At 38.0% G+C, this 19,713-nt stretch carries 17 protein-coding genes; 14 read left to right on the plus strand and 3 right to left on the minus strand.

The window, feature by feature from the left end:
* The first annotated feature begins 169 nt into the window (after positions 1-169).
* The 9 genes from M0Q17_RS00175 to M0Q17_RS00215 all read left to right on the plus strand — a co-directional run bounded on the left by M0Q17_RS00175 (position 170) and on the right by M0Q17_RS00215 (position 12,355).
* Positions 170-913 (plus strand): cytochrome c3 family protein, encoded by a 744-nt coding sequence (locus M0Q17_RS00175; protein WP_295081975.1) that lies wholly within the window; start codon positions 170-172, stop codon positions 911-913.
* A gap of 98 nt (positions 914-1,011) precedes the next feature.
* Positions 1,012-2,115: a 6-bladed beta-propeller gene (locus M0Q17_RS00180; protein ID WP_295081978.1), complete on the plus strand. Its 1,104-nt coding sequence runs from the start codon at positions 1,012-1,014 to the stop codon at positions 2,113-2,115.
* Between the two features lie 9 nt (positions 2,116-2,124).
* Entirely contained in the window at positions 2,125-3,060 is a 936-nt protein-coding gene (locus tag M0Q17_RS00185) for a peptidylprolyl isomerase (RefSeq protein WP_295081980.1), read from the plus strand.
* 1 nt (position 3,061) lies between these two features.
* Positions 3,062-4,843: a hypothetical protein gene (locus M0Q17_RS00190; RefSeq protein ID WP_295081982.1), complete on the plus strand. Its 1,782-nt coding sequence runs from the start codon at positions 3,062-3,064 to the stop codon at positions 4,841-4,843.
* 13 nt (positions 4,844-4,856) lie between these two features.
* Entirely contained in the window at positions 4,857-5,867 is a 1,011-nt protein-coding gene (locus M0Q17_RS00195; RefSeq protein ID WP_295081985.1) for a hypothetical protein, read from the plus strand.
* The gene (locus M0Q17_RS00200; RefSeq protein ID WP_295081988.1) at positions 5,864-7,924 is read left to right on the plus strand and encodes a cytochrome c3 family protein; all 2,061 of its coding nucleotides are present in this window, start codon (positions 5,864-5,866) and stop codon (positions 7,922-7,924) included. The genes M0Q17_RS00195 and M0Q17_RS00200 overlap by 4 nt, the downstream gene beginning before the upstream one ends.
* A 7-nt stretch (positions 7,925-7,931) precedes the next feature.
* Positions 7,932-8,471, plus strand: coding sequence for a hypothetical protein (locus M0Q17_RS00205; RefSeq protein WP_295081991.1), 540 nt, complete (start codon positions 7,932-7,934; stop codon positions 8,469-8,471).
* A gap of 95 nt (positions 8,472-8,566) precedes the next feature.
* The gene (gene ccsA / locus M0Q17_RS00210; protein WP_295081994.1) at positions 8,567-11,725 is read left to right on the plus strand and encodes a cytochrome c biogenesis protein CcsA; all 3,159 of its coding nucleotides are present in this window, start codon (positions 8,567-8,569) and stop codon (positions 11,723-11,725) included.
* Between the two features lie 33 nt (positions 11,726-11,758).
* Positions 11,759-12,355, plus strand: coding sequence for a DUF4136 domain-containing protein (locus M0Q17_RS00215; RefSeq protein WP_295081996.1), 597 nt, complete (start codon positions 11,759-11,761; stop codon positions 12,353-12,355).
* A 46-nt stretch (positions 12,356-12,401) separates the two neighbouring features.
* On the opposite strand, the gene M0Q17_RS00220 is transcribed toward M0Q17_RS00215, so the two are convergent.
* Genes M0Q17_RS00220 through M0Q17_RS00230 form a run of 3 tightly spaced genes read right to left on the minus strand, consistent with a single transcriptional unit; the run spans position 12,402 to position 14,754 of the window.
* A complete protein-coding gene (locus tag M0Q17_RS00220; protein WP_295081998.1) occupies positions 12,402-13,259 on the minus strand; it encodes a hypothetical protein in 858 nt (285 codons plus the stop codon).
* Positions 13,234-14,007 (minus strand): c-type cytochrome, encoded by a 774-nt coding sequence (locus M0Q17_RS00225; protein ID WP_295082001.1) that lies wholly within the window; start codon positions 14,005-14,007, stop codon positions 13,234-13,236. The genes M0Q17_RS00220 and M0Q17_RS00225 overlap by 26 nt, the downstream gene beginning before the upstream one ends.
* A gap of 3 nt (positions 14,008-14,010) precedes the next feature.
* Positions 14,011-14,754 carry a tetratricopeptide repeat protein gene (locus M0Q17_RS00230; RefSeq protein ID WP_295082004.1) on the minus strand — a complete coding sequence of 248 codons (744 nt, stop codon included), beginning with the start codon at positions 14,752-14,754 and terminating at the stop codon, positions 14,011-14,013.
* A 288-nt stretch (positions 14,755-15,042) separates the two neighbouring features.
* Here M0Q17_RS00230 and M0Q17_RS00235 point away from each other — a divergent pair, with 288 nt between their 5' ends.
* The 5 genes from M0Q17_RS00235 to M0Q17_RS00255 are packed head-to-tail and all read left to right on the plus strand — an operon-like array spanning position 15,043 to position 19,707.
* Positions 15,043-15,672 carry a NapC/NirT family cytochrome c gene (locus tag M0Q17_RS00235; RefSeq protein WP_295082006.1) on the plus strand — a complete coding sequence of 210 codons (630 nt, stop codon included), beginning with the start codon at positions 15,043-15,045 and terminating at the stop codon, positions 15,670-15,672.
* Positions 15,673-15,681: 9 nt separating this feature from the next.
* Positions 15,682-16,203, plus strand: coding sequence for a cytochrome c3 family protein (locus M0Q17_RS00240; protein ID WP_295082008.1), 522 nt, complete (start codon positions 15,682-15,684; stop codon positions 16,201-16,203).
* A 44-nt stretch (positions 16,204-16,247) separates the two neighbouring features.
* Positions 16,248-17,768: a cytochrome c3 family protein gene (locus M0Q17_RS00245; protein ID WP_295082010.1), complete on the plus strand. Its 1,521-nt coding sequence runs from the start codon at positions 16,248-16,250 to the stop codon at positions 17,766-17,768.
* Positions 17,765-18,700: a cytochrome c3 family protein gene (locus M0Q17_RS00250; protein ID WP_295082013.1), complete on the plus strand. Its 936-nt coding sequence runs from the start codon at positions 17,765-17,767 to the stop codon at positions 18,698-18,700. The genes M0Q17_RS00245 and M0Q17_RS00250 overlap by 4 nt, the downstream gene beginning before the upstream one ends.
* Entirely contained in the window at positions 18,697-19,707 is a 1,011-nt protein-coding gene (locus M0Q17_RS00255) for a cytochrome c3 family protein (protein WP_295082016.1), read from the plus strand. Before M0Q17_RS00250 ends, M0Q17_RS00255 begins: the two co-directional genes overlap by 4 nt.
* Positions 19,708-19,713: the final 6 nt, after the last annotated feature.

Here is a 19,713-nt window from a genome sequence, read left to right on the forward strand (position 1 = left end):
AAAATATCACAATATTACAATTTATCTATATTTTTGTTACAAAAAGTGACTTGATATAAGTCAAAGTGATTTTTTTCTCTCTTTTAATCATGTTTAATTTAGATTTAGTTATACTTGTACTAGAAAATAGTATTACAAAAAATTATATACTATTAGGGAAGGAGACAAAATGATTAGTAATAAAATCAAAGTTATTCTGTTTGCATCAATGTTAGGTGCCTCGTCTGTATTTGCTGGTCCGATTAGTGGTAGTCCGCATGACTTGTCCGCTCTTGCTGGATTAGATAGTTCAACTGCTGACAATGGGGAGATATGTGTATATTGTCATACGCCTCACGCGGCAAACTCCGCTTTTACAGGTGCGCCTTTGTGGAACAAGGCTACTCCAGCGGGAACATTTGATATGTATGGTGCAACAATAGCAGGAACAAATACAGAGGCAGCTCCGGCGAGTCCGTCTTTAGCATGCCTTAGCTGTCATGATGGTGTTAGTGCGATAGACTCTATTGTAAATGCACCCGGTTCTGGTATGAAATCAGTAACTGGATCTAAAGACATAGTAACTGGTCTTGCGACTCAGTATGGCGGGAACATAGGTGGTCCGCTAAATGCTACGACTACGGGTAACCCTGATTTGACAAACGATCATCCTGTATCGATTATATATACAGAGGGTAAAGCTGGACTTAGAGCGACTACTGTAAATCTTGCAACACTAGGTGATAATATTGCTTGGTTGGGTGCTACAACTATTGGAGATTTGCTTCGCGGGCCTACAAATGATCAAGTAGAGTGCGGTAGTTGTCATGATCCACATAACGGTGGAAATGATCAAGCAACAGCTACTGAAGTTAACTTCCTTCGCCATACAAATAAAAACAGCTACCTTTGTCTAGGTTGCCACAATAAATAATATTCAGTAGAGAGGTTCTTCCTCCCTGCTGTCTTCATTTTCCCATTATACTTTCTTTGTTATAATGCAATATTATTATATCAAAGTCGGAGTCTTATATGAAAATCATCTTTCTTTCAATTCAAGTTATTATAATGTTCTTTTTTCAGGCTTGTGCTACCAAAGAGGTTGAAGTAGAAAAAATTATAACATTTCCTCAATATCCACAAACACCAAAAATACTGTATCTAACCACATACAGAGGTGGTGCAAAAGAGGATAAGTCAAGTGCATTAGATGTTTTTTTGGGTGAAAAAAAGAGTGAAAAAAAGGTTTCAAACATCATCAAGCCATATGGTGTTGGACTTCAAGATGGCAAAGTGTATGTTGCGGATACAGGTTCGGATGCAGTATTTGTAATAGATGAGAATAGCAGAGAGCTTAAGTTTATAGGCAACGGTATAGTAGGCAGACTTGCTGCACCTGTTGGAATTGCATTTGATAGAGATAAAAATTTATATGTAAGTGATTCGCGTGAGAGAAAAATAAACGGCTATAACTTAAACGGAGAGCTAAATTTTGTTCTTGGGGATAGAATGGAGTTTGCAAGCCCTACGGGAATTGCAGTAGATAAAAAACAGCACAGACTTTATGTTGTAGATACAAAAGCGCATCAGTTTAAAGCTTACGATATTGCTACAAAAGAGCTTCTGTATAGCGTAGGTCAAAGAGGCACAAATGATGCAGAGTTTAACTTTCCTACAAACATTGCAGTAGATCAAAGAAATGGAAATATAGTAGTTGTAGATACACAAAACTTTCGAGTACAAATATTTGATAAAGATGGAAAATTTATAAGCAAGTTTGGAAATATCGGCAATAAGCCGGGAACATTTGCAAGACCAAAAGGTGTCGGTATTGACAGTGAGGGTAACATTTATATAGCTGATAGCGCGTTTAACAATATTCAGATATTTGATGAGAAGGGAAGCGCACTGCTTATGTTTTTTGGCGGTGGGGGTTATGGTCCAACTCAGTTTCGTCTAGTTACTGGAGTATATATAGATGAGAATGACAAGATAATAGTTGCTGATGGTTTTAGCGGAAGAGTACAGACATTTCAGTATATTAGTGAGAAATGGAAAGAGAACAATCCTCAGAAATATAGTGAAATTACTGCTCCTCCAAATCTAGAATCGGATAATAAAACAGAAAAAAAGTAGGGTGGGGTTTTGAATAAAGTATTTTTAATAGCCGTTTTAGGCACATTTTTATACGCAGGTAAGATACTGTTACCGGAATCTACGGTTGCAGTTGTCAATGGTACTGCTATTTCAGTAGATGAGAGAGACAAAGAGGTTGGAAAACTGCTTCCAAAAGCATATTTTCACTCAAGCGTAAATGCTGAAAAGCTAAAAGATTTACAAGAAAAAGCACTGGAAACATTGATTGAAAAAACACTGCTTTATACTTATGCTGTTTCAAAAAATATAAAAACAAGTGAGAGTGAAGTAGATGAAGTTATGACAAATCTCGCTGCAACTTACGGCTCTAAAGAAAAGCTAGAAGAAGCAGTGAAGCAGCTTGGATTTACAAAAGAGACTTTTAGAGAAGTTGTTAAAAAAGATGAAACACTAAAAAAACTTTATAAAAAAGAGATAAAGAGTGATATTAGCGATAGAGCGCTAAGAGACTATTATGAAAAAAATAGCTACAAATTTAAAGAACCTGAAAAGATAAGAGTTAGACTGATACATATAAGAAACAACCCTGAAGATCCAGAAGGCAAAAGCAAAGCAAAAAAGAGAGTTGATGATGCAATGGCAGAGATAAAAAAGGGGACTCCTTTTGCAGATGTAGCGGCAAAATACTCTACTGCTATGAGCCGCATTAAAGGCGGAGATATGGGATTCCTTCATAGAGGAAGACTGGAAGTAGCGGTTGAAGATGCTGCTTTTTCTATGGAAATTGGGCAAACAAGTGAGATTATAGAACAAGATATCGGTTTTTTTATAGTAAAAGTGGAAGATAAAGCCCTATCAAATCAGCTCTCTTTTGAAGAAGTCAAAGATGGACTTAAGAAGGATTTAAAAACCAAAGAAGAAGATGAAAAAAAAGCAAAACTACTTGAGAGGCTAATGCTAAATTCGGTGATTGTGAAACAATAGCGTGTTACAAAAAAAAACCCTATGTTGCCTCTGTCTAACCCTTGCATTAGTCTCAAGGCTTGCGGCAAATGATTATCCCGATGGTGGACTTTATGGAAGCCTAAATTATCTATATATTCAAGATGATTATACCAATAGCGGAAGAGAGAACTCAAAAGAGAACTTTTTACAAGAGTATAAAATGGGGTACAAAGGCAATATCTATAGTCCACGTCTGCTTGACTACTCACTTGAAGGTCTTATTAGATTTGATACAGAAAAACTTCAAAGAGACAAAGAGACATCAAAGCGTAAAACTTACGGGGAAGATTATAAAGCATATCTTGATTTTATCAAAGACACAAAAGTTCCTTTTACTATTTATGCGAATAAAACACAAAGACCGGTAAATACGGTTTATAGCGCTTACTCAACAAATTATCAGTATGAGACAAGCGGCGAGGGAGTAACCGGTTCTTTAAAATTTGAACCGTATATGGTTACATATGGGGCTACTACAATAAAAACAGTGGCAGAGTTCAGCGACAGACTGCAAGATTCTCGAACTACAACTTACAGTAGTTCATTTCGTTATAACAAAGAAAAGCATAACGTACAAGCAAACTATTCACACTCCATATTGGAAAATGAACAAAACTATATTAACGATGAAATTACGAGCATTAATCAAGTCAAAGATATATTTGCAATATCTCATAACTGGAAAGCTTCTGATGCTTTTAATATAGATTCTACTGCATCATATGAAAATGATGAATATTATGCAAGAGAGACTATGGATGCAGGCGTGAATCTAAACTATAGACCAAAAAATGCCGACTATGACACTTACTTATCGTTTCTTGGAACGACAATGGAGTATGGAGATTTAACAGGGGGTGAAAAATATATTTTTGACTCGTTAAACATTAATCAAGGAGTTAACTACAGGGTAACTCCGAGTATTACTTTATCAGAGTCTGCCATGGCATATTTATATGATAGCACGACCTCAAGTGGCAGCAATTCGTATGTTAATTTAGATGCTACTCACAACTATGCAACTACTATATTTTCAGATGTTTCTTTTACTCTTGTAAGCAGGGTGGGTGTGCAAAAAAATGATTCTATAGTAAAAACCATCTTAGATGCAAACTCAACCACTACAAAAACAAGTACAGAGAGATATAACATTCAGCTCACCGCTAGAGGGAGAAAAAATTTCCCTTCTATCAATTCAAATTTAAATATAGACAGTGGCTACTATCACTCTTTGTACTCTACAAAAAGAGAAGAGCAGAGATATAACTTTGGGCTCTATTTTTTGTCAAAAATTTTTAGTATCGTAAATAATAATATTACTGCCAGATACAGTCATACAAATACTATCCCTGCGCCTTCTTTAATTACGCCAGAAGGAAGAAGCAGCTATTCAACGACAAATATAATGGAGTCTTTAGATTTTCATTTTAGACTTGGCGCAAGAGGACGAATCAGATTTAGAGTTGGAGCAGAATATGTAAACACAAAAACTGATAATGAAACCAACAGCCGTGTTGACCCAAGAGCAGAGATGAATATGAACTATAGGTTTTTCAATAACTGGATGTTTGATGCTTCCGCAAGGATAAACGAAGCATACAATACTCTTGAGCATTCAGGAAATGCAAATTTGACATTCAAAGCAGGAAAAACTAGTTTTTTAATGGGATATCAGTATAATAAGAGTGAGATAGAGAGTGTTTTAAACACAATACAAAATGAGCGTTCAACTTTTAGAGTACAGTTGACGCGGACATTTTAAAGGGGAAAAAGAGATGAAAATTTTTTTATATATGCTGGTTTTTATAGGGGGCTTCAATACTTTTTATGCTCAAGAGAGAGTAAAATTGGTATGGCCACCGCCGCCGGATGAGGCCAAAATAGAGTTTGTCTCTTCTATCCATAATTCTGATGATTTAGGGATAAAAAAAGGTTTTTTTTCAAAGGCTTTTGATTTTTTATTCGGTAAAGAGGAGAGAAGCCTCCGAGCTCCGTTTGGTGTTCACGCTCATGAAGAGAGAGTTTATACGACCGATATAGCTACAAAATCACTCTATATATTTGATAAAAAAAAGAATAATATGATTACGATTAGCGGTTCTAAAAAGGAGCAGTTTTTATATCCTATAGATATTACGACTGATGAGAGTGGAAATATTTATGTCTCAGACTCCGTAAGAGCTAAAATATATGTCTTTGAAAAAGATGGAGATTACAAATACTCTATAGAGCCAAAAATGCTGCAAAGACCGGTTGGAATTGCTATAAGCCCAGATAAAAAACTCTATATCGTAGATGCGCTCTCAAGCCAGATACACGTAACTTCTCTAAAAGGGGACTACTTAGGATCTATCGGCAAAAACGGCACAGGCGATGGAGAGTTTAACAGACCTACCTTTATGGATATCGGTCATGATGGAAAGCTTTATGTGTCTGACTCTATGAATCATCGTGTGCAGATACTCGGTAGTGATGGAGGGTTTATAGATAAATTTGGTAAGTTAGGGCAAGAGATAGGGAACTTTGGTAGTCCTAGGGGTATCTCGATAGATAGTGATGAGAATATTTATGTATGTGATACGATGTTTAACAATATACAGATTTTTAATCAAAAAAAAGAGCTATTAATGGTGCTTGGTCGTTATGGAGATAAAAGAGGCGAATTTGCCCTAGCAGAAGATATTTCAATAACAAAAGATAATATAATATATGTAACAGATACCAATAATAACCGCATTCAACTCTTTAAGCTTATTAACTCAGCACAGATAAGGAGTTTAAAATGAAATCTTTAATAATTACTTTATTGGTTTTTTTGTTTTTTTCAACCATTGAGTCGGCAGCCTCGATTGTAAATACAAAGCATAACCTCTCGGTAACAAGTGCTGTAGGAAACATAAAAGCTACGAGTGAAACTGAGGTTTGCGTCTTTTGTCATATACCGCATTTCTCACAGACTATTGGAAAGCCGCTTTGGAACAGAAGTATGCCCACAACAGACTATGTTATGTATGATAGTGATTATCTAAGACGGATGGGTTACCCTTCAATTGCCTCAGACCTTGGCTCGGCAAATGATACTCCGGGGGCACTCTCTCGTCAATGTCTTAGTTGTCATGATGGAACGATTGCCGTCGGTGCAGTCTCAAAACTTAGACGTGATTATGATGGCTCCTCAACAATAGATATGAGCGGTGATGCCCCCGATGGAACCATACCCGATACAGCAGTAGGATTTATAGGCGCGGATCTCTCAAATCATCATCCCGTAGGAGTTGTCTATGACCCGACAATAAGTAAAACCTTTGGCAATGGCGGAATCCGCTCAATGGAGCTAAAAGCAATACCAGACGCTCCTATAAAACTTTATGAGTATGCAGGATACAGCGGAAAATATGTAGAGTGTTCCTCCTGCCATAATCCGCATAAAGAGAATAGTAAGTTTTTACACTATGACAGCGGGGCAAACCATGGGCAAAATTTTGTAGGCACATGTACATCTTGTCATGAAAAAACGGATTGGACAGGGAGTGTGCACCAAAATCCTCCAGGTAATCCAACATATACCGATGCAGAACTTATTGCAAGATATGGAACTGGTGCTGTAAAAGAGCTTGGGTGTGCAAATTGTCATGTGCCTCACAACGGGGAGGGTGTAGGATACTTAAATAGACAGGTTAACGAGCAGACATGTTTTCAAGGAGCTGCCTCTACTGAGGGTGGTGCTGCTTGTCATGGTGTCGGCGGGGCAAAAGATATAAAGTCTATTTTAAGCAGATTATATACTCATCCTGTCTTGGCGGAGGATAATATTGTGGGAACTCAGCATACAAATCTTGATACGCTCTATGGAACAGGCAATCTTGACCCGCTTGCTATAAAAGGGATGGACTGGGAAACAAATAAACATGCTGTTTGTATGGATTGTCACAATCCGCACCGTGCACGTGCCGGCACACATATAGTTGACGGTTCATGGTATGGCGTGCCCGGAGGATCTACAAATCTTGTCTCAAATGTACTTAAGGGAGTCTCCGGTATTGAGCCAACATGGCCGCCAGAATGGACACAGCCGACTACATTTACAACCATGGAGAGTTCAGAGAAGGAGTACCAAATCTGTTTTAAATGTCACTCATATTGGGGAATAGGTCTTGTAGCTAATAAATATGCTCCTTCAACTTATACTTCAGCAGGCGGTACTTTGCTTACGGATGTGGCATGGGAGATGAATATAAACAATAAATCTGGACACCCTGTTGTTATAAATTCTCTTGGAAGAAGTGGTGCTTATGCTCCAAAGGAGCTTGATACAATTCAGCTGCTTACGCCGTGGAAAGAGAATCCAGGGCTTAACACTATGTACTGTTCTGATTGTCACGGAGCCGATAATGAGCTTGGAGGCGACCCAAAAGGTCCTCATGGCTCAAACTTAAAGTATATTCTTAAAGGTGTAAATCAACACTGGCCGATGAAGCCAGATGGTATTACTCTTTACACTATGGATGATTTGAAAAACAATACTGCCCAAGAGCTATTTTGCGCAAACTGCCATGACCCTAAGGAGCCACATACTACATGGTGGAATAAGATGGCAAACAAAGGTTACCAATGCGTTCAGTGCCATGTAGCAATACCGCATGGTTCTTCTGTTTCTAGACTGGTTGGATATCAGGGTTGGCCGGCGCCATATAATTATCAAGGGAATAAGTTGACTATGATTGGATATCGAAAAAATGCTTACACGCTTGTTGACCCGCGGGATGCATATGCTACGCATGCAGGTGGTGGCAGCTGTCATACCACAAATGCCGGTGGTTATGACTTGAACTTGATGCCGTAGGTGTAAGATGAGATTTTTTTTATTAATATTACTATTTTTAGTGCAGCTTTGTTTTGCTAGCTCAAATGTAAATGATGATAAACGCATAAAAGATTCGTTGTTGAAATATAACTATGGAATCATCAAGATGACAAATAGCGGCAATACAAAACTTTTAAAAGATATGCTCTCTCAAGAGGTATATTTTAAGTTGATGGTTTGGGCAGACTCTTGGAAGTTCAGCAATCTTGCCATGGTTGCGCAGATAAATGACTTAAGGTTCTCTCCGATTGCTTACAATGAGAATAATGCCACCATAAGAACTATGGAGAACTGGACATTTGGGTATGCTGACTTGGTAAAGAGAGATTATGCATTAAAACCTATGACAATCTTTTATAAGATGAAATATACGCTAAAAAAACATCATGGGGAGTGGATAATAGTTGCTGTTGAAAATCTTCAAGAGGAGGTTTTTACGGAGCCAAATACGCATGAGACATCTTTGCTAGAAAAAAAAGAGAAGCCAAAAGAGGAGGCTGTGCAAGGAAAAATAGAGACACATTAACCGTTGCGTAATAACTCTGTGATAGACTCCCTGCTTCATAAAAGTATTACAAACTGTTATAATACTTTGCAAGATTTAAAACTTTAAGGACAAGTATGACATTTATTAAAAAAGTGTGGTCATTTTTAATCTCTATGAAATTAATGGCCGTTCTAATTCTGTTATTTGGAGCCGCAAGCGGCGTAGGAACGTTTATAGAAAATGATTACGGTGTAAATACTTCTTGGGCTGTTATATATGCAAGCAGATGGTTTGAGGCAATTCAGATACTGCTGGGAATAAGTATTTTGGGAAATATTTTTCGATATAAAATGATTCAGAAAAAAAAGATTCCTGTTCTTATATTCCACGTAGGATTTATAGTTATTTTAATAGGTTCTGGAATAACACGTTACTGGGGTTATGAGGGCATAATGAATATACGTGAAGGTGCAACTGAACACCGCATGCTCTCATCTGATGCATTTTTGCAGATAGAGGCAAAAAAGGGCCCTAAAGAGTTTATAAAACATAAGGTAGTTTATGTCTCTGAGCTTGGGGGAAGAGACTTTAGCGAGAGTTTATATATTGACGATAAAGAGCTTAAGGTAACCTATAAAGGTTTTATAGCAAAAGCGGTAAAAACGGTTGTTGAAGATCCAAACGGAAAGCCTATAGCAGGACTTGTCATAATGACGCCTCAGGGACCTGAGAAGTATTTTATAAGCAGCGGAGAATCTTTTGATGTCGGTCCGCTTGCCGTATTTTTTGACAAAGAAGTCTCTGTAAACAAGCCTGTTATTCGCCTTATGAGCGAGGGAGATAAAATATCTTTTGTGGCTAATGTTCCTATCGGATGGACAAAAATGGCTGATAGAACAGAGGGCGTTTATGAAGCAGGCGTGAAGTACGCATTTGATGCGGGAGAGCTCTATAATGTCAGAGGCGTTCAGGTAGTTGCCAAAGAAGTTTATGAGAGAGGTGCAGTCAAGGTTGTTGATGCAGATGAATATCAAAAAACTGCAAAACAGAATCTTAACATGGATAAAAACCCGCTATCTGCACTCGTAGTAGATGTTACATACAACGGAGAAACACGTGAGGTCGCTATGATGGGTAAAGGAAAGCGTTATCAGGGCTTTACAGAGCTGCTAAATATGGATGATATAGAGCTTACACTAGAGTGGGGTGCAAAGATTTTAGAGCTACCGTTTGCGCTTAAGCTAAATAAATTTGTGATGCTAAAGTACCCAGGCTCGATGAGTCCATCCTCTTATGAGAGCTATATTACTCTGTTGGATAATAAAAACAGTATAAAAGAGGATTATAAGATTTATATGAACAATGTACTTGACTATGGTGGATATCTCTTTTTTCAATCATCTTACGACAAAGATGAAAAAGGAACTGTACTATCTGTAAATCATGACCCAGGAAAGTGGCCTACCTATATAGGCTATATAATGCTTGGAATAGGGATGTTTCTAAACCTTTTAAATCCAAATAGCTACTTCGGAAAACTTGCCCGCATGAAATATGAGTACAAGGCTGGAGTTGTTGCAGCAGTTGTGGCTTTTACAACACTTTTTGGCACGCAGCCTCTTGTCGCATCAACTGCTGATGCCGGGCAAATTAAACATGTTGATGCAAACCATGCAAATCACTATGGGACTCTGCTTGTTCAGAGTCGTGACGGCAGGATTAAGCCTCTTGATACGATGAGTATGGAGTATCTAAATAAAATTACTGCAAAAAGTAGTATGTTTGGACTCAGTCACAATCAGATAATTTTAGGCATGGCATCAAACCCTGAAGCTTGGAAAGAGGTGGAGATGATTAAAATCTTCCACCCGAAACTGAAAAAAGAGCTAGGAATAGAAGAGTCAAAAAACAGTTTTGCCTACAGCATAGTTTTTGATAAATTCGGTAACTATATTTTAGGTCCATTGGCGGAAGAGGCTCTTAGAAAACGCCCTGCAGAGAGAGGCACTTACGAAAAAGAGATTATTAAAGTAGATGAGAGAGTAAATGTCGCTTATATGGTATATTCAGGACGTTTTATGACCGTCTTTCCTTTAAAAGGAGATCAGACTCATAAGTGGTACTATCCTCAAGAGGCATTAGAAACTTTTCCTAGTGAAGCCGCAAATGAGGTAATGGCTCTTTTAAGAAGCAACTCTCTGGGACTCTCTAAAGGGTTGCAGAGTGGTAACTGGAGTGATGCAAACAAGGCAATTGACGACATTAAAGCATATCAGGTTAAGATAAACCCAGAGCTAGTAGCAGAAGATATGCTTATAAAAGCAGAGTTGTTATATAACAAGCTACAAATCTTTGAGAGGCTTTACCCTATCTATCTGTTGTCCGGTCTTCTTTTGCTTGTGTTGATTTTTATCCGTTTAGCAAAACCTGCTCTAGACTTAAAAAGAGTTGTGCGCGTGATACTTGTTATTTTTGCAGTTGCATTTGTCGTTCATACGTTTAGCCTTGGACTTCGATGGTACATAGCAGGGCATGCACCGTGGAGTAACGGATATGAGGCGATGCTTTATATCTCATGGAGTATAATTTTAGCCGGTCTCTTGTTCGCAAGGTCATCAGAGCTTGCAGTTGCAACTACAGGTCTTTTTTCGGGAATAACACTTTTTGTAGCACACTTAAGCTGGCTTGATCCTCAAATCACGACCATGGTACCTGTACTTAAATCCTACTGGCTGACTATACATGTATCTATAATTACGGCGAGTTACGGCTTCCTTGGGCTTAGTACACTGCTTGGCTTTATATCGTTGATATTTTATATTATGCTTGCAAATAAGAGTAAACGTGAGCAGATTAGCGTTAACATTATGGAATCTACTCGTATAAGCCAGATGTCAATGATTGTGGGACTTTCTCTTCTTACGCTTGGAAACTTTATCGGAGGTGTTTGGGCAAACGAGTCCTGGGGAAGATATTGGGGATGGGACCCTAAAGAGACTTGGACTATAGTTACAATCGCTGTTTATGTTTTTGCAACACACATGCGTTTTATCCCCGCACTCAAGTCAAACTTTTTATATAATGTAGTCTCCGTTATAGCGTATGCATCAGTCATTATGACTTACTTTGGAGTGAACTATTATCTCTCGGGTATGCACTCTTATGCCGCAGGAGATCCTGTTCCGGTACCAGAGTGGATATACTATGTTATCTCTGTAATAGTTTTAGTTATTATCATGGCATCGTTAAATCGTGAAAAATTGGTAAAAGTAAAACCGATAATCACAAAGTAGATATAAGCAAACAGATACCAAAGGAGAGAAGAGATGAAAAAATGGTTTATGGCAGTTGCGATTGCTATTTTGACAGCGGGGTGTTCGACGCTTGAGGTACAGGTTGATTATGATCCGGAGTATAAATTCTCAAGCCTCTCTACGTTTAGCGTGGTCTATACAAACAGAAATGATGCGAGAGATTTTGACAGAGATCGCATCAGCAGACTGCTAGATGCGTATATGCAAGAGAAGGGGTATATAAAGTCTCCTAAGAACAAAGCTGAGTTTTATATTACAATGCATCTTGATGTGCAAAAAAAGAGTCAGATGGAGACTAATTATGAGACTATCGGAATCAGACCTATACCGTATGTATATTATGGAGCAATGGGTCCCGCAGCTATTTATCCAAGAGGCTATCCTTCAGGAATGGTTACAGCAGAGCCTGATGTTAGGGTAACTACAAGAACTAACGAGTATGAAGAGGGCAAACTTATTCTAGAAGTTTTTGATGTCAAGGAAAACAGGGTTGTTTGGCAGGGTATAGCAATAGATGAGCTCTCAAAAGGTCATACGCAAGAAGAGAAAAACAACTATTTAAAAAAAGTTATTTCCGAGCTTTTTAAAGATTTTCCTGCAAAGAAGTAGAGGCTAGAGTGGGTATCCTTTAAAGATATCCCAATCTATATATATATTATAAAGAGGTAAATTTAGCTTCTTCTATAAGTACAGAGAAGTTGTACCCGTAACCGAGGTCGATGTCTGTTTTGACTATTCCGTTTGCAGTAACTGTGTCTCCTACTTGTACGGTTGAGTTTACCGCCGTTGCGATTATATCGTTTGTGCCTGCACTACCAGAGCCATCTTGAAGATGAATCCAATCCTTACCCATAATATTTTTAGAAATTTTGACTATCTTAGCATTTATTTTTACGCTTTTGTCTTTAAGGGCAGCTTTTTTTGTATATAGCTCTTCTATAGTGTATCCGCCTTTGTTTTTTGCTACAGAGATGGCAGCTGAATCAGGCTGCGTTACCGTTGCTGTTGTTGCAGGCTCTTTTGAGTGGTCGCAATTTGCATGAGCATCCTCTAGGGTCAATGTTTTAGCAGATGCATCTGTAGCACTTCCATCTGCGGGTACAATAGCACTTACAAAAACTAACTGGTCAAAATGTTTATTTAACGACTTACTTGTAAAATCATTCATAACCATCTGCTCCAAGAACGAGATAGAGCTTCCAACAACAACATTTGTCTGTGGACCTGCTATCCAGTATATGTTTCCGCCTTCATCAACTTTAGCATAAGTGTAACCGCCGCCATTTATAGTCTCTAGTGCCTTTGCTATATGAGGCGTGTTTAACTGTACATTACCCTTAGCAGGTGCGTTTGCTTGTGCTTGCTCTGTGGCAGGCACGCCATACATACTTTTAGGAATACTCTCCTCGACACTTTTGCTTATTTGGGTTGAACTCTCTTGTTCTTTAGGCTTATCGCTACAGCCGTACATTAAAAGTGCGGCAACACTAATTGCTATTGATATTTTGTTCATTTTGTTCCTTTAAAATTTTTTTATGTTCTTCATATCTTTTTTTTGCTGCTTCAAAAGTTTCGTTGGGGTTTTTACTTGCTTTGAAGTATTCTTCCATAAAGTTGTTGTAGTCAATCTCTTCTTGAGTTATTTTTTTGGCTTTTTTCTGGGCATCTTTTTGTTCTTGAGTTAGAACTAGAGGTAGAGCTTCTATAAGAATAGCTACGGCATTCATCTGCTTCTCAGAGAGTTTTGAAGCCTGCCCATTCATCATGACTCCTTGACCGTAAGTATTTCTTGTACCTGCTTTATATTCCTTTAAATCTTTTACAACTTCTGTTGCACTCATTCCAGCAATCAGTTTGCTTACGCCAAGCGATTTTTTTTGACCCTTGTCGCCATGGCATACCGCGCATTTTTGAAAAATCTCTTCAGCAGTCATATCTTTTGTCCGTTTAGGCTCTGTAGCTATTTTGACTATCGGAGCAAGAGATGCTATATAGCCAGAGAGTTCTTTTATATCTGCATCAGAGAGTCGTTTTGCCTGTCCTTGCATCATGCTTCCGAGTCCGTATGTGTTCCTAGTGCCTGCTCTGTACTCTTGAAGTATAGCGGTAACCTCTTTTTGGTCCATGCCAGCAATGCTTTTTGTTAGATTTTGAGAGTGTTTTTCACCATTTTTTCCATGACAAGTCGCACATCTATCAAAGAGTTGTGTTGCGGAAGCTACAGTGGCGATTGAGATTAGAATAAGTAAAGCTTTTTTCATCTTCTACTCCTCTGGAAGAACCGACTCTTGAATTTCAACTTGCCACTGCTCTTGATCTAAAATCAGTTTTGCTTCCGAGTTTCCGTTTAGGTAAGCCTCTTTTAAGAGATCCTCTGCCTCTTTTTTATCTTTGGCAACACCGTCGCCTTCAAGATACATTCTGCCAAGCGTATATTGAGCCTCTCCGCAGCTTTGCATTGCGGACTTGCTTAGATACTCTTTTGCTTTTTCTATATCCTTTTTAACTCCTTGCCCACTTTTATACATATAGCCCACTTTGTTTTGTGCCAGTGGATAACCTGCATCGGCAACCTGCTTATATAGAGGAAAGGCTTTTGCATAATCCTGCTCTGCACCGTCACCTTTATAATATAAGTCCGCTAAATGAAGCGCCGATTTTTGATCACCTTTTTTAGCTGCTTTGGAAAACAGAGCGATAGCCTCTTTGTCATTTTGTTTTACGCCATCACCCTTGTGGTACATAACCGCGAGGTTATAAATAGCTTTTGCATGACCTTGATCTGCTGCTTTTTGGTACAACTTAGCGGCCATGGCATGGTCTTTATCGGTAACAATTCCTTGATAATACATACCACCCAATGCAAACTGGCTATTTGCTTCCCCTTTTTCGGCTTTTATTTTTACGGACATAAAAGCTTTTTTATTCATATCAATCTTCTCTGCAGCAACGGCTGAGTTTAAAATCAGCAAAGAGTGCAGAAGAAGTATAAGCACTGTTTTTTTCATAGTTATTCCTCGTAAATTACTTTGTCAGTAAGGGGTTATTATATCAGCAGTAAGTAAATTAATTTCTTAAAAATCGATATGCAGCTTTTTGTTTTGTATAAATAATAATAATTATAAATAGAAGGATAATTATATGTTTATATTATATTTACTATTTAATTATTGTATGAAATAATCACAAAAAAATCACATTCAAACAAAGTTTATTCTTTTGCTCTATATTTAGTTTAAATTAATAAAGAAAGGTTAATAATTACAAGAAGTATACATAAAAGGGAAGAGGGAAAAGTGCAAAAAGATGATATGAGAATAGAAAGAAAGAGAAAATACTCTTTTGGAATAAGGGTTATAATTGCTCTTATAGTAGGTGGAGTAGTTGTAGGGATGGGAACATCTTTTGTTACGGTCATTGCAGTAAAGCATACGTCAGACGTAAACTTTTGTGGTTCTTGCCACTCTATGAAGCCTATGGCTGATGCTTATAGAAATAGTGTTCATGGTGGGTACGGTGATAGCGGTATTATGGCTACTTGTGCGGATTGTCACTTGCCACATGAATCTACTCTTGGTTATATGGTACAGAAGGTTAAGACCGGTATGTGGGATGTGTGGGTTGAGACTACGCACGATACTTCAAAAATTGATTGGCATGAGCGTCGCAGAGAGCGTCGTAACTGGGTTTATGATAGTGGATGTCTGCATTGTCATGAAAACTTATTACGCGGTACCCGACCAAATAAAAAGGCATTTACTGCTCATAAAGCCTATTTCTCTGAAAAACTTTTAGTTGAAGGTGAAGATGGGAAAGAGCGTGCAAAGTGTGTTGATTGTCACAGAAATGTAGGTCACTATCAACTAGAAAAACATCTTCCGCCACCGCCAGTGGAAGTATATAATGAAAATAATAAAAAGCATTAAGGAGATATGATGGAACAAAAATATATTAAACCAACTATTATTGTGGGTGTGCTTGTTATCATTATCATTCTGCTTGCTATGTCAAATGCTGGTGAAAAGTTTGTGCGTTTAGGAAAAATTGGGGAGCAGATTGCAACCAATCTTGCTAATGCAAGTCATGGAGATCCTCGTTCTCTTAAAGAGATGGACAAAGAACGAATAAAAGCTACTACGGGTAGCTCTCATACCGTAGATGTCAGTGAGTTGCCAAAGGCATTTCTCCCACTCAAAGAGCATGGGCATCCACCTTTTACCCTGGGTGCGTGTAACGTATGTCATGCTTCAAGAACAGATAAGCCCGCTGCAATTACGACTCGTACGGTAGCTGAGCTTTGTTACACATGTCATTATCCAAAAGAGGAAATTGATAAGCGTATGGCTGCACTAGATTGTAATAAGTGTCACAGCCCTCATCACGCAGATAGGGAAAAACTTGTGCGAAATAAAGTTATTGAAAAAGAGTGTCCAGTAGGTGAATTTCAATCAAACTAATAGTTTGATTGAAATTTGGTAGTTAAAAAACACGAGGTATAGTAATGAAACAAAATATGACAAAAATAATAATAACAGTGTTGGTATTAGCACTGAGTGTATTCTTATTTCAGTCATATGGTGTTGCTGATAAGCTGAGTCGCTTTGTTACTATAATGGGTAATATAACAAATAGTCTTAAAAATGCCAAACATGCCTATGAAGAGGTTAATTTTACTATAAGCGATGATGAATTAAAAGATGTCAATATCACTAAACTTGCCCAAGAGTTTAAAAGTTCTATTGATAAGAAAAAAGAGGCTCTTGTTCTTGCTATAAAAGCACCGCCAGAGATTCAAGTTGATGAGATTAGAGAAGAAGAGATCCCAACACACACTAAAACACAAACAATAAAAGCAAAAATTGTTAAGATGGAAGATTTACCTGCAAAATTCAAACCGCTTAAGCAGTATCTTCATGAACCATTTAAGATGGGAGCATGCCAAATCTGCCATACATCAAAGAATAATAAACCCGGAGAGCTGGTTAAGAAAAATATTTCTGAGATATGTTATGAATGTCACAAGACTCGCTACACAAAAAAGTTTGATCATAAACCTGCAAAAGATGGACGATGCATGGACTGTCATGATCCGCATCAGTCAAATACAAAAAAGTTACTAAAGGCTGAGTCTGTAAATACCCTATGTCTGAAGTGCCATGACCGCAAAAGCACATTCAGTGCAAAAGCAGAAAAGCTGTTTGTCAACATGGACTTGGCGGTTAAGCATAAGCCTATTGTAGAAAAGAGTTGTTTAGAGTGTCACGATGCACATACGGCAGATCACAAATCACTCCTTTCTCTTGATGCAAAGATGGATTTATGTTTGGATTGCCATGATACAATTAAAGAAAAAATAACTCATGCAAAGTTTAAACATGGTGGTGTAAATACAAGTGAGAAGCGCTGTTTAGAGTGTCATGATCCGCATGCTACAAAACATGTTAAACTGCTTAAAAAAGACCCGGTTGCTACATGTTTAAAGTGCCATGACAAAGAAGTAAAGTCTGATGAAGACGGCGGAATGCTTATGAATATGAAAAAGCATCTAGACGAAAATCCAAATTGGCACAAACCAATAAAAGATGTTAAAAAAGAGGGAGGATGTTCAGCTTGTCACGATCCACACGGTTCAGATAACTTTAGCATTCTAAGAAAATCTTTTACGCAAAACTTTTATGCTGATTTGGCAAATAAAGAGTTTTTTTGTTTTAAGTGTCACACAGAGAAAAAAATTACAAAACAGTTTATCACTACTTCACAGGAGCACAATATTACTGCGTTTAGAGACGGCGAGGTAAATCTGCACTACCTACATGTAAACGATAGAAAAGGGCGTGCATGTAGAGCTTGTCATGATGAACATGCTTCTAAATACAAGCATCTTATAAGGGACTATACCGATTTTAACGGTATAAAATTTCCGCTTAGGTTTAAAGAGAGTGCTGAGGGTGGTTCTTGTGCTCCTGCTTGTCATAAAGAGTTTGCTTATGACCGTGTTAATCCAAAAGGGATAGGAAAGTGATATCTGCTTATGATTTTGCAAAAGCTTTTATAGCGTTGGCTATATTTTTCACAGGCGCTTTTGCAGAAGATGGGTTTATGCAGGTACTCACTCCAAAACAGAACCATCTTCAAACTGAGTTGACGCTAAATGTTGTTTTAGAGATAGACAAAAAAAGAGTAGATATCATTAAAATAATGACTCCCTTAGAGGAGATAGAGATAGATATGAAAAGCCAAAAAAATACAGAGTGCAAAAACATTCAGCTGAGACTCGGTGAAAACAGAGTTGATATTAGAGCCTATAAAGAGAATGTTTTAGTAGCTCAAGAGAATAGAGATGTTTATGTCTCATCAGAGCTTTATCATCAGTTTAGGTATCCGCCACAAGAGTATAGCCATACTTATTTTCACAATAAAGATAATGAGAAACTTTGTGCAAAATGTCACGACATGAGTGTGAATGAAGTAAGTGGTGTGGCATTTGAGGATATTACAAAATCAAACTGTTATGGATGTCACAAGAGTATAAACAAAGAGAAGTATGCTCATGCCCCTTCGGCAAACTGGCTATGTACTAGCTGTCATATACAGAGCAAAAAAGGTGTCTCCAAATATCTCACAAAAGAGCCTATTAATGCTTCATGTTTTGAGTGTCACGAGGAGAACAAAGAGTTATGGGGTAATGCAAAATATCGCCATGAACCATTGGATTCAGGACACTGCGAGAAGTGTCATAATCCTCACTCCGGTCCCTACATCATGTTTATACGCAAAGATGTAAACCTGATATGTCTGGGATGCCATAAAGATAAGCATATAAAAGCGCAGCAGAGCAAAAATTCTGCATGTAGTGGTACTAGCGAGGGGGGCTTATGTATAGAGTGCCATACGCCGCATGCGTCAAATCAGCCGTTTTTTCTAAAAAAGAGATTTGAGAGAGTTGTAAAATGAGAAGGTATATCTGCATAAAATATATACTCTCTTTACTGTTCTGCTCTTTCTTGCTTTTTGCGCAGGATGAAACAGGATTCAGATTGCTTAATCCGCAAATCTCTAGTATAAATGAAGAGAGGATTGCTTCATTTGTGATTGAGGCTGATAGCCAAAAAATAGATTTTATTTCAATAACGACAGATGCAAACAAGACGTTTAGCATTGAGGTTAATGAGGAGCGCTCACACTACTGTAAAAGTATAAATCTTCATATTGGGCTAAACAGTATAAAAGTGGCAGGCTACAAAAATGCTTTAGTTATAAAAGAGCAGAGCAGAGAGCTCTTTTTTGTATCAAAAGTTGACAAAGATTTTAGATACCCGCCAGAGGGGTATAGCAAAAAACATTTTCATAACCAAGAGAATGAGAAGCTATGTATAAAATGCCACGACATGAGTGTGAATGAAGTAAGTGGCGTGGCATTTGAAGATATTACAAAATCAAACTGTTATGGATGTCACAAGAGTATAAACAAAGAGAAGCACTCACATGCACCATCGGTAAATTGGCTCTGCACATCTTGTCATAACGGTGAGGTAGGAGTGTTTAATAAGGCAGATAAAGATAGGACAAAATATAGTGTTCCAGATCCGATAGAGGGAGTTTGCTTCTCCTGCCATAAAAAATATAAAGAGGAGTGGAGCAAAAAAAGGTTCCATCATGAGCCTGCGGAGTCCGGACGCTGCAATAGGTGTCATAATGCACACTCATCGCTTAGCGAGTTTTACCTAAAAAAGCCTTCTTGGGAGCTCTGTACAGATTGTCATAAAGATAAAATTGAGGGGATGCATATTGTTAAAACATTTGGGAGAAAAGCGCATCCGACCCATAATGTAAAAGATCCCTCCAGAGAAGGCAAGGATTTAAGCTGTACAAGTTGTCATAACCCGCATGCCTCAAACGCGCCATCTCTTCTACAGAGTGAAACCAGCATGGGGCTCTGCTCCCGTTGCCATAAAAAATAAAAAGTG

Origin of the sequence: Sulfurimonas sp. (assembly GCF_023229105.1) — a bacterium.
Classification (GTDB): domain Bacteria; phylum Campylobacterota; class Campylobacteria; order Campylobacterales; family Sulfurimonadaceae; genus Sulfurimonas.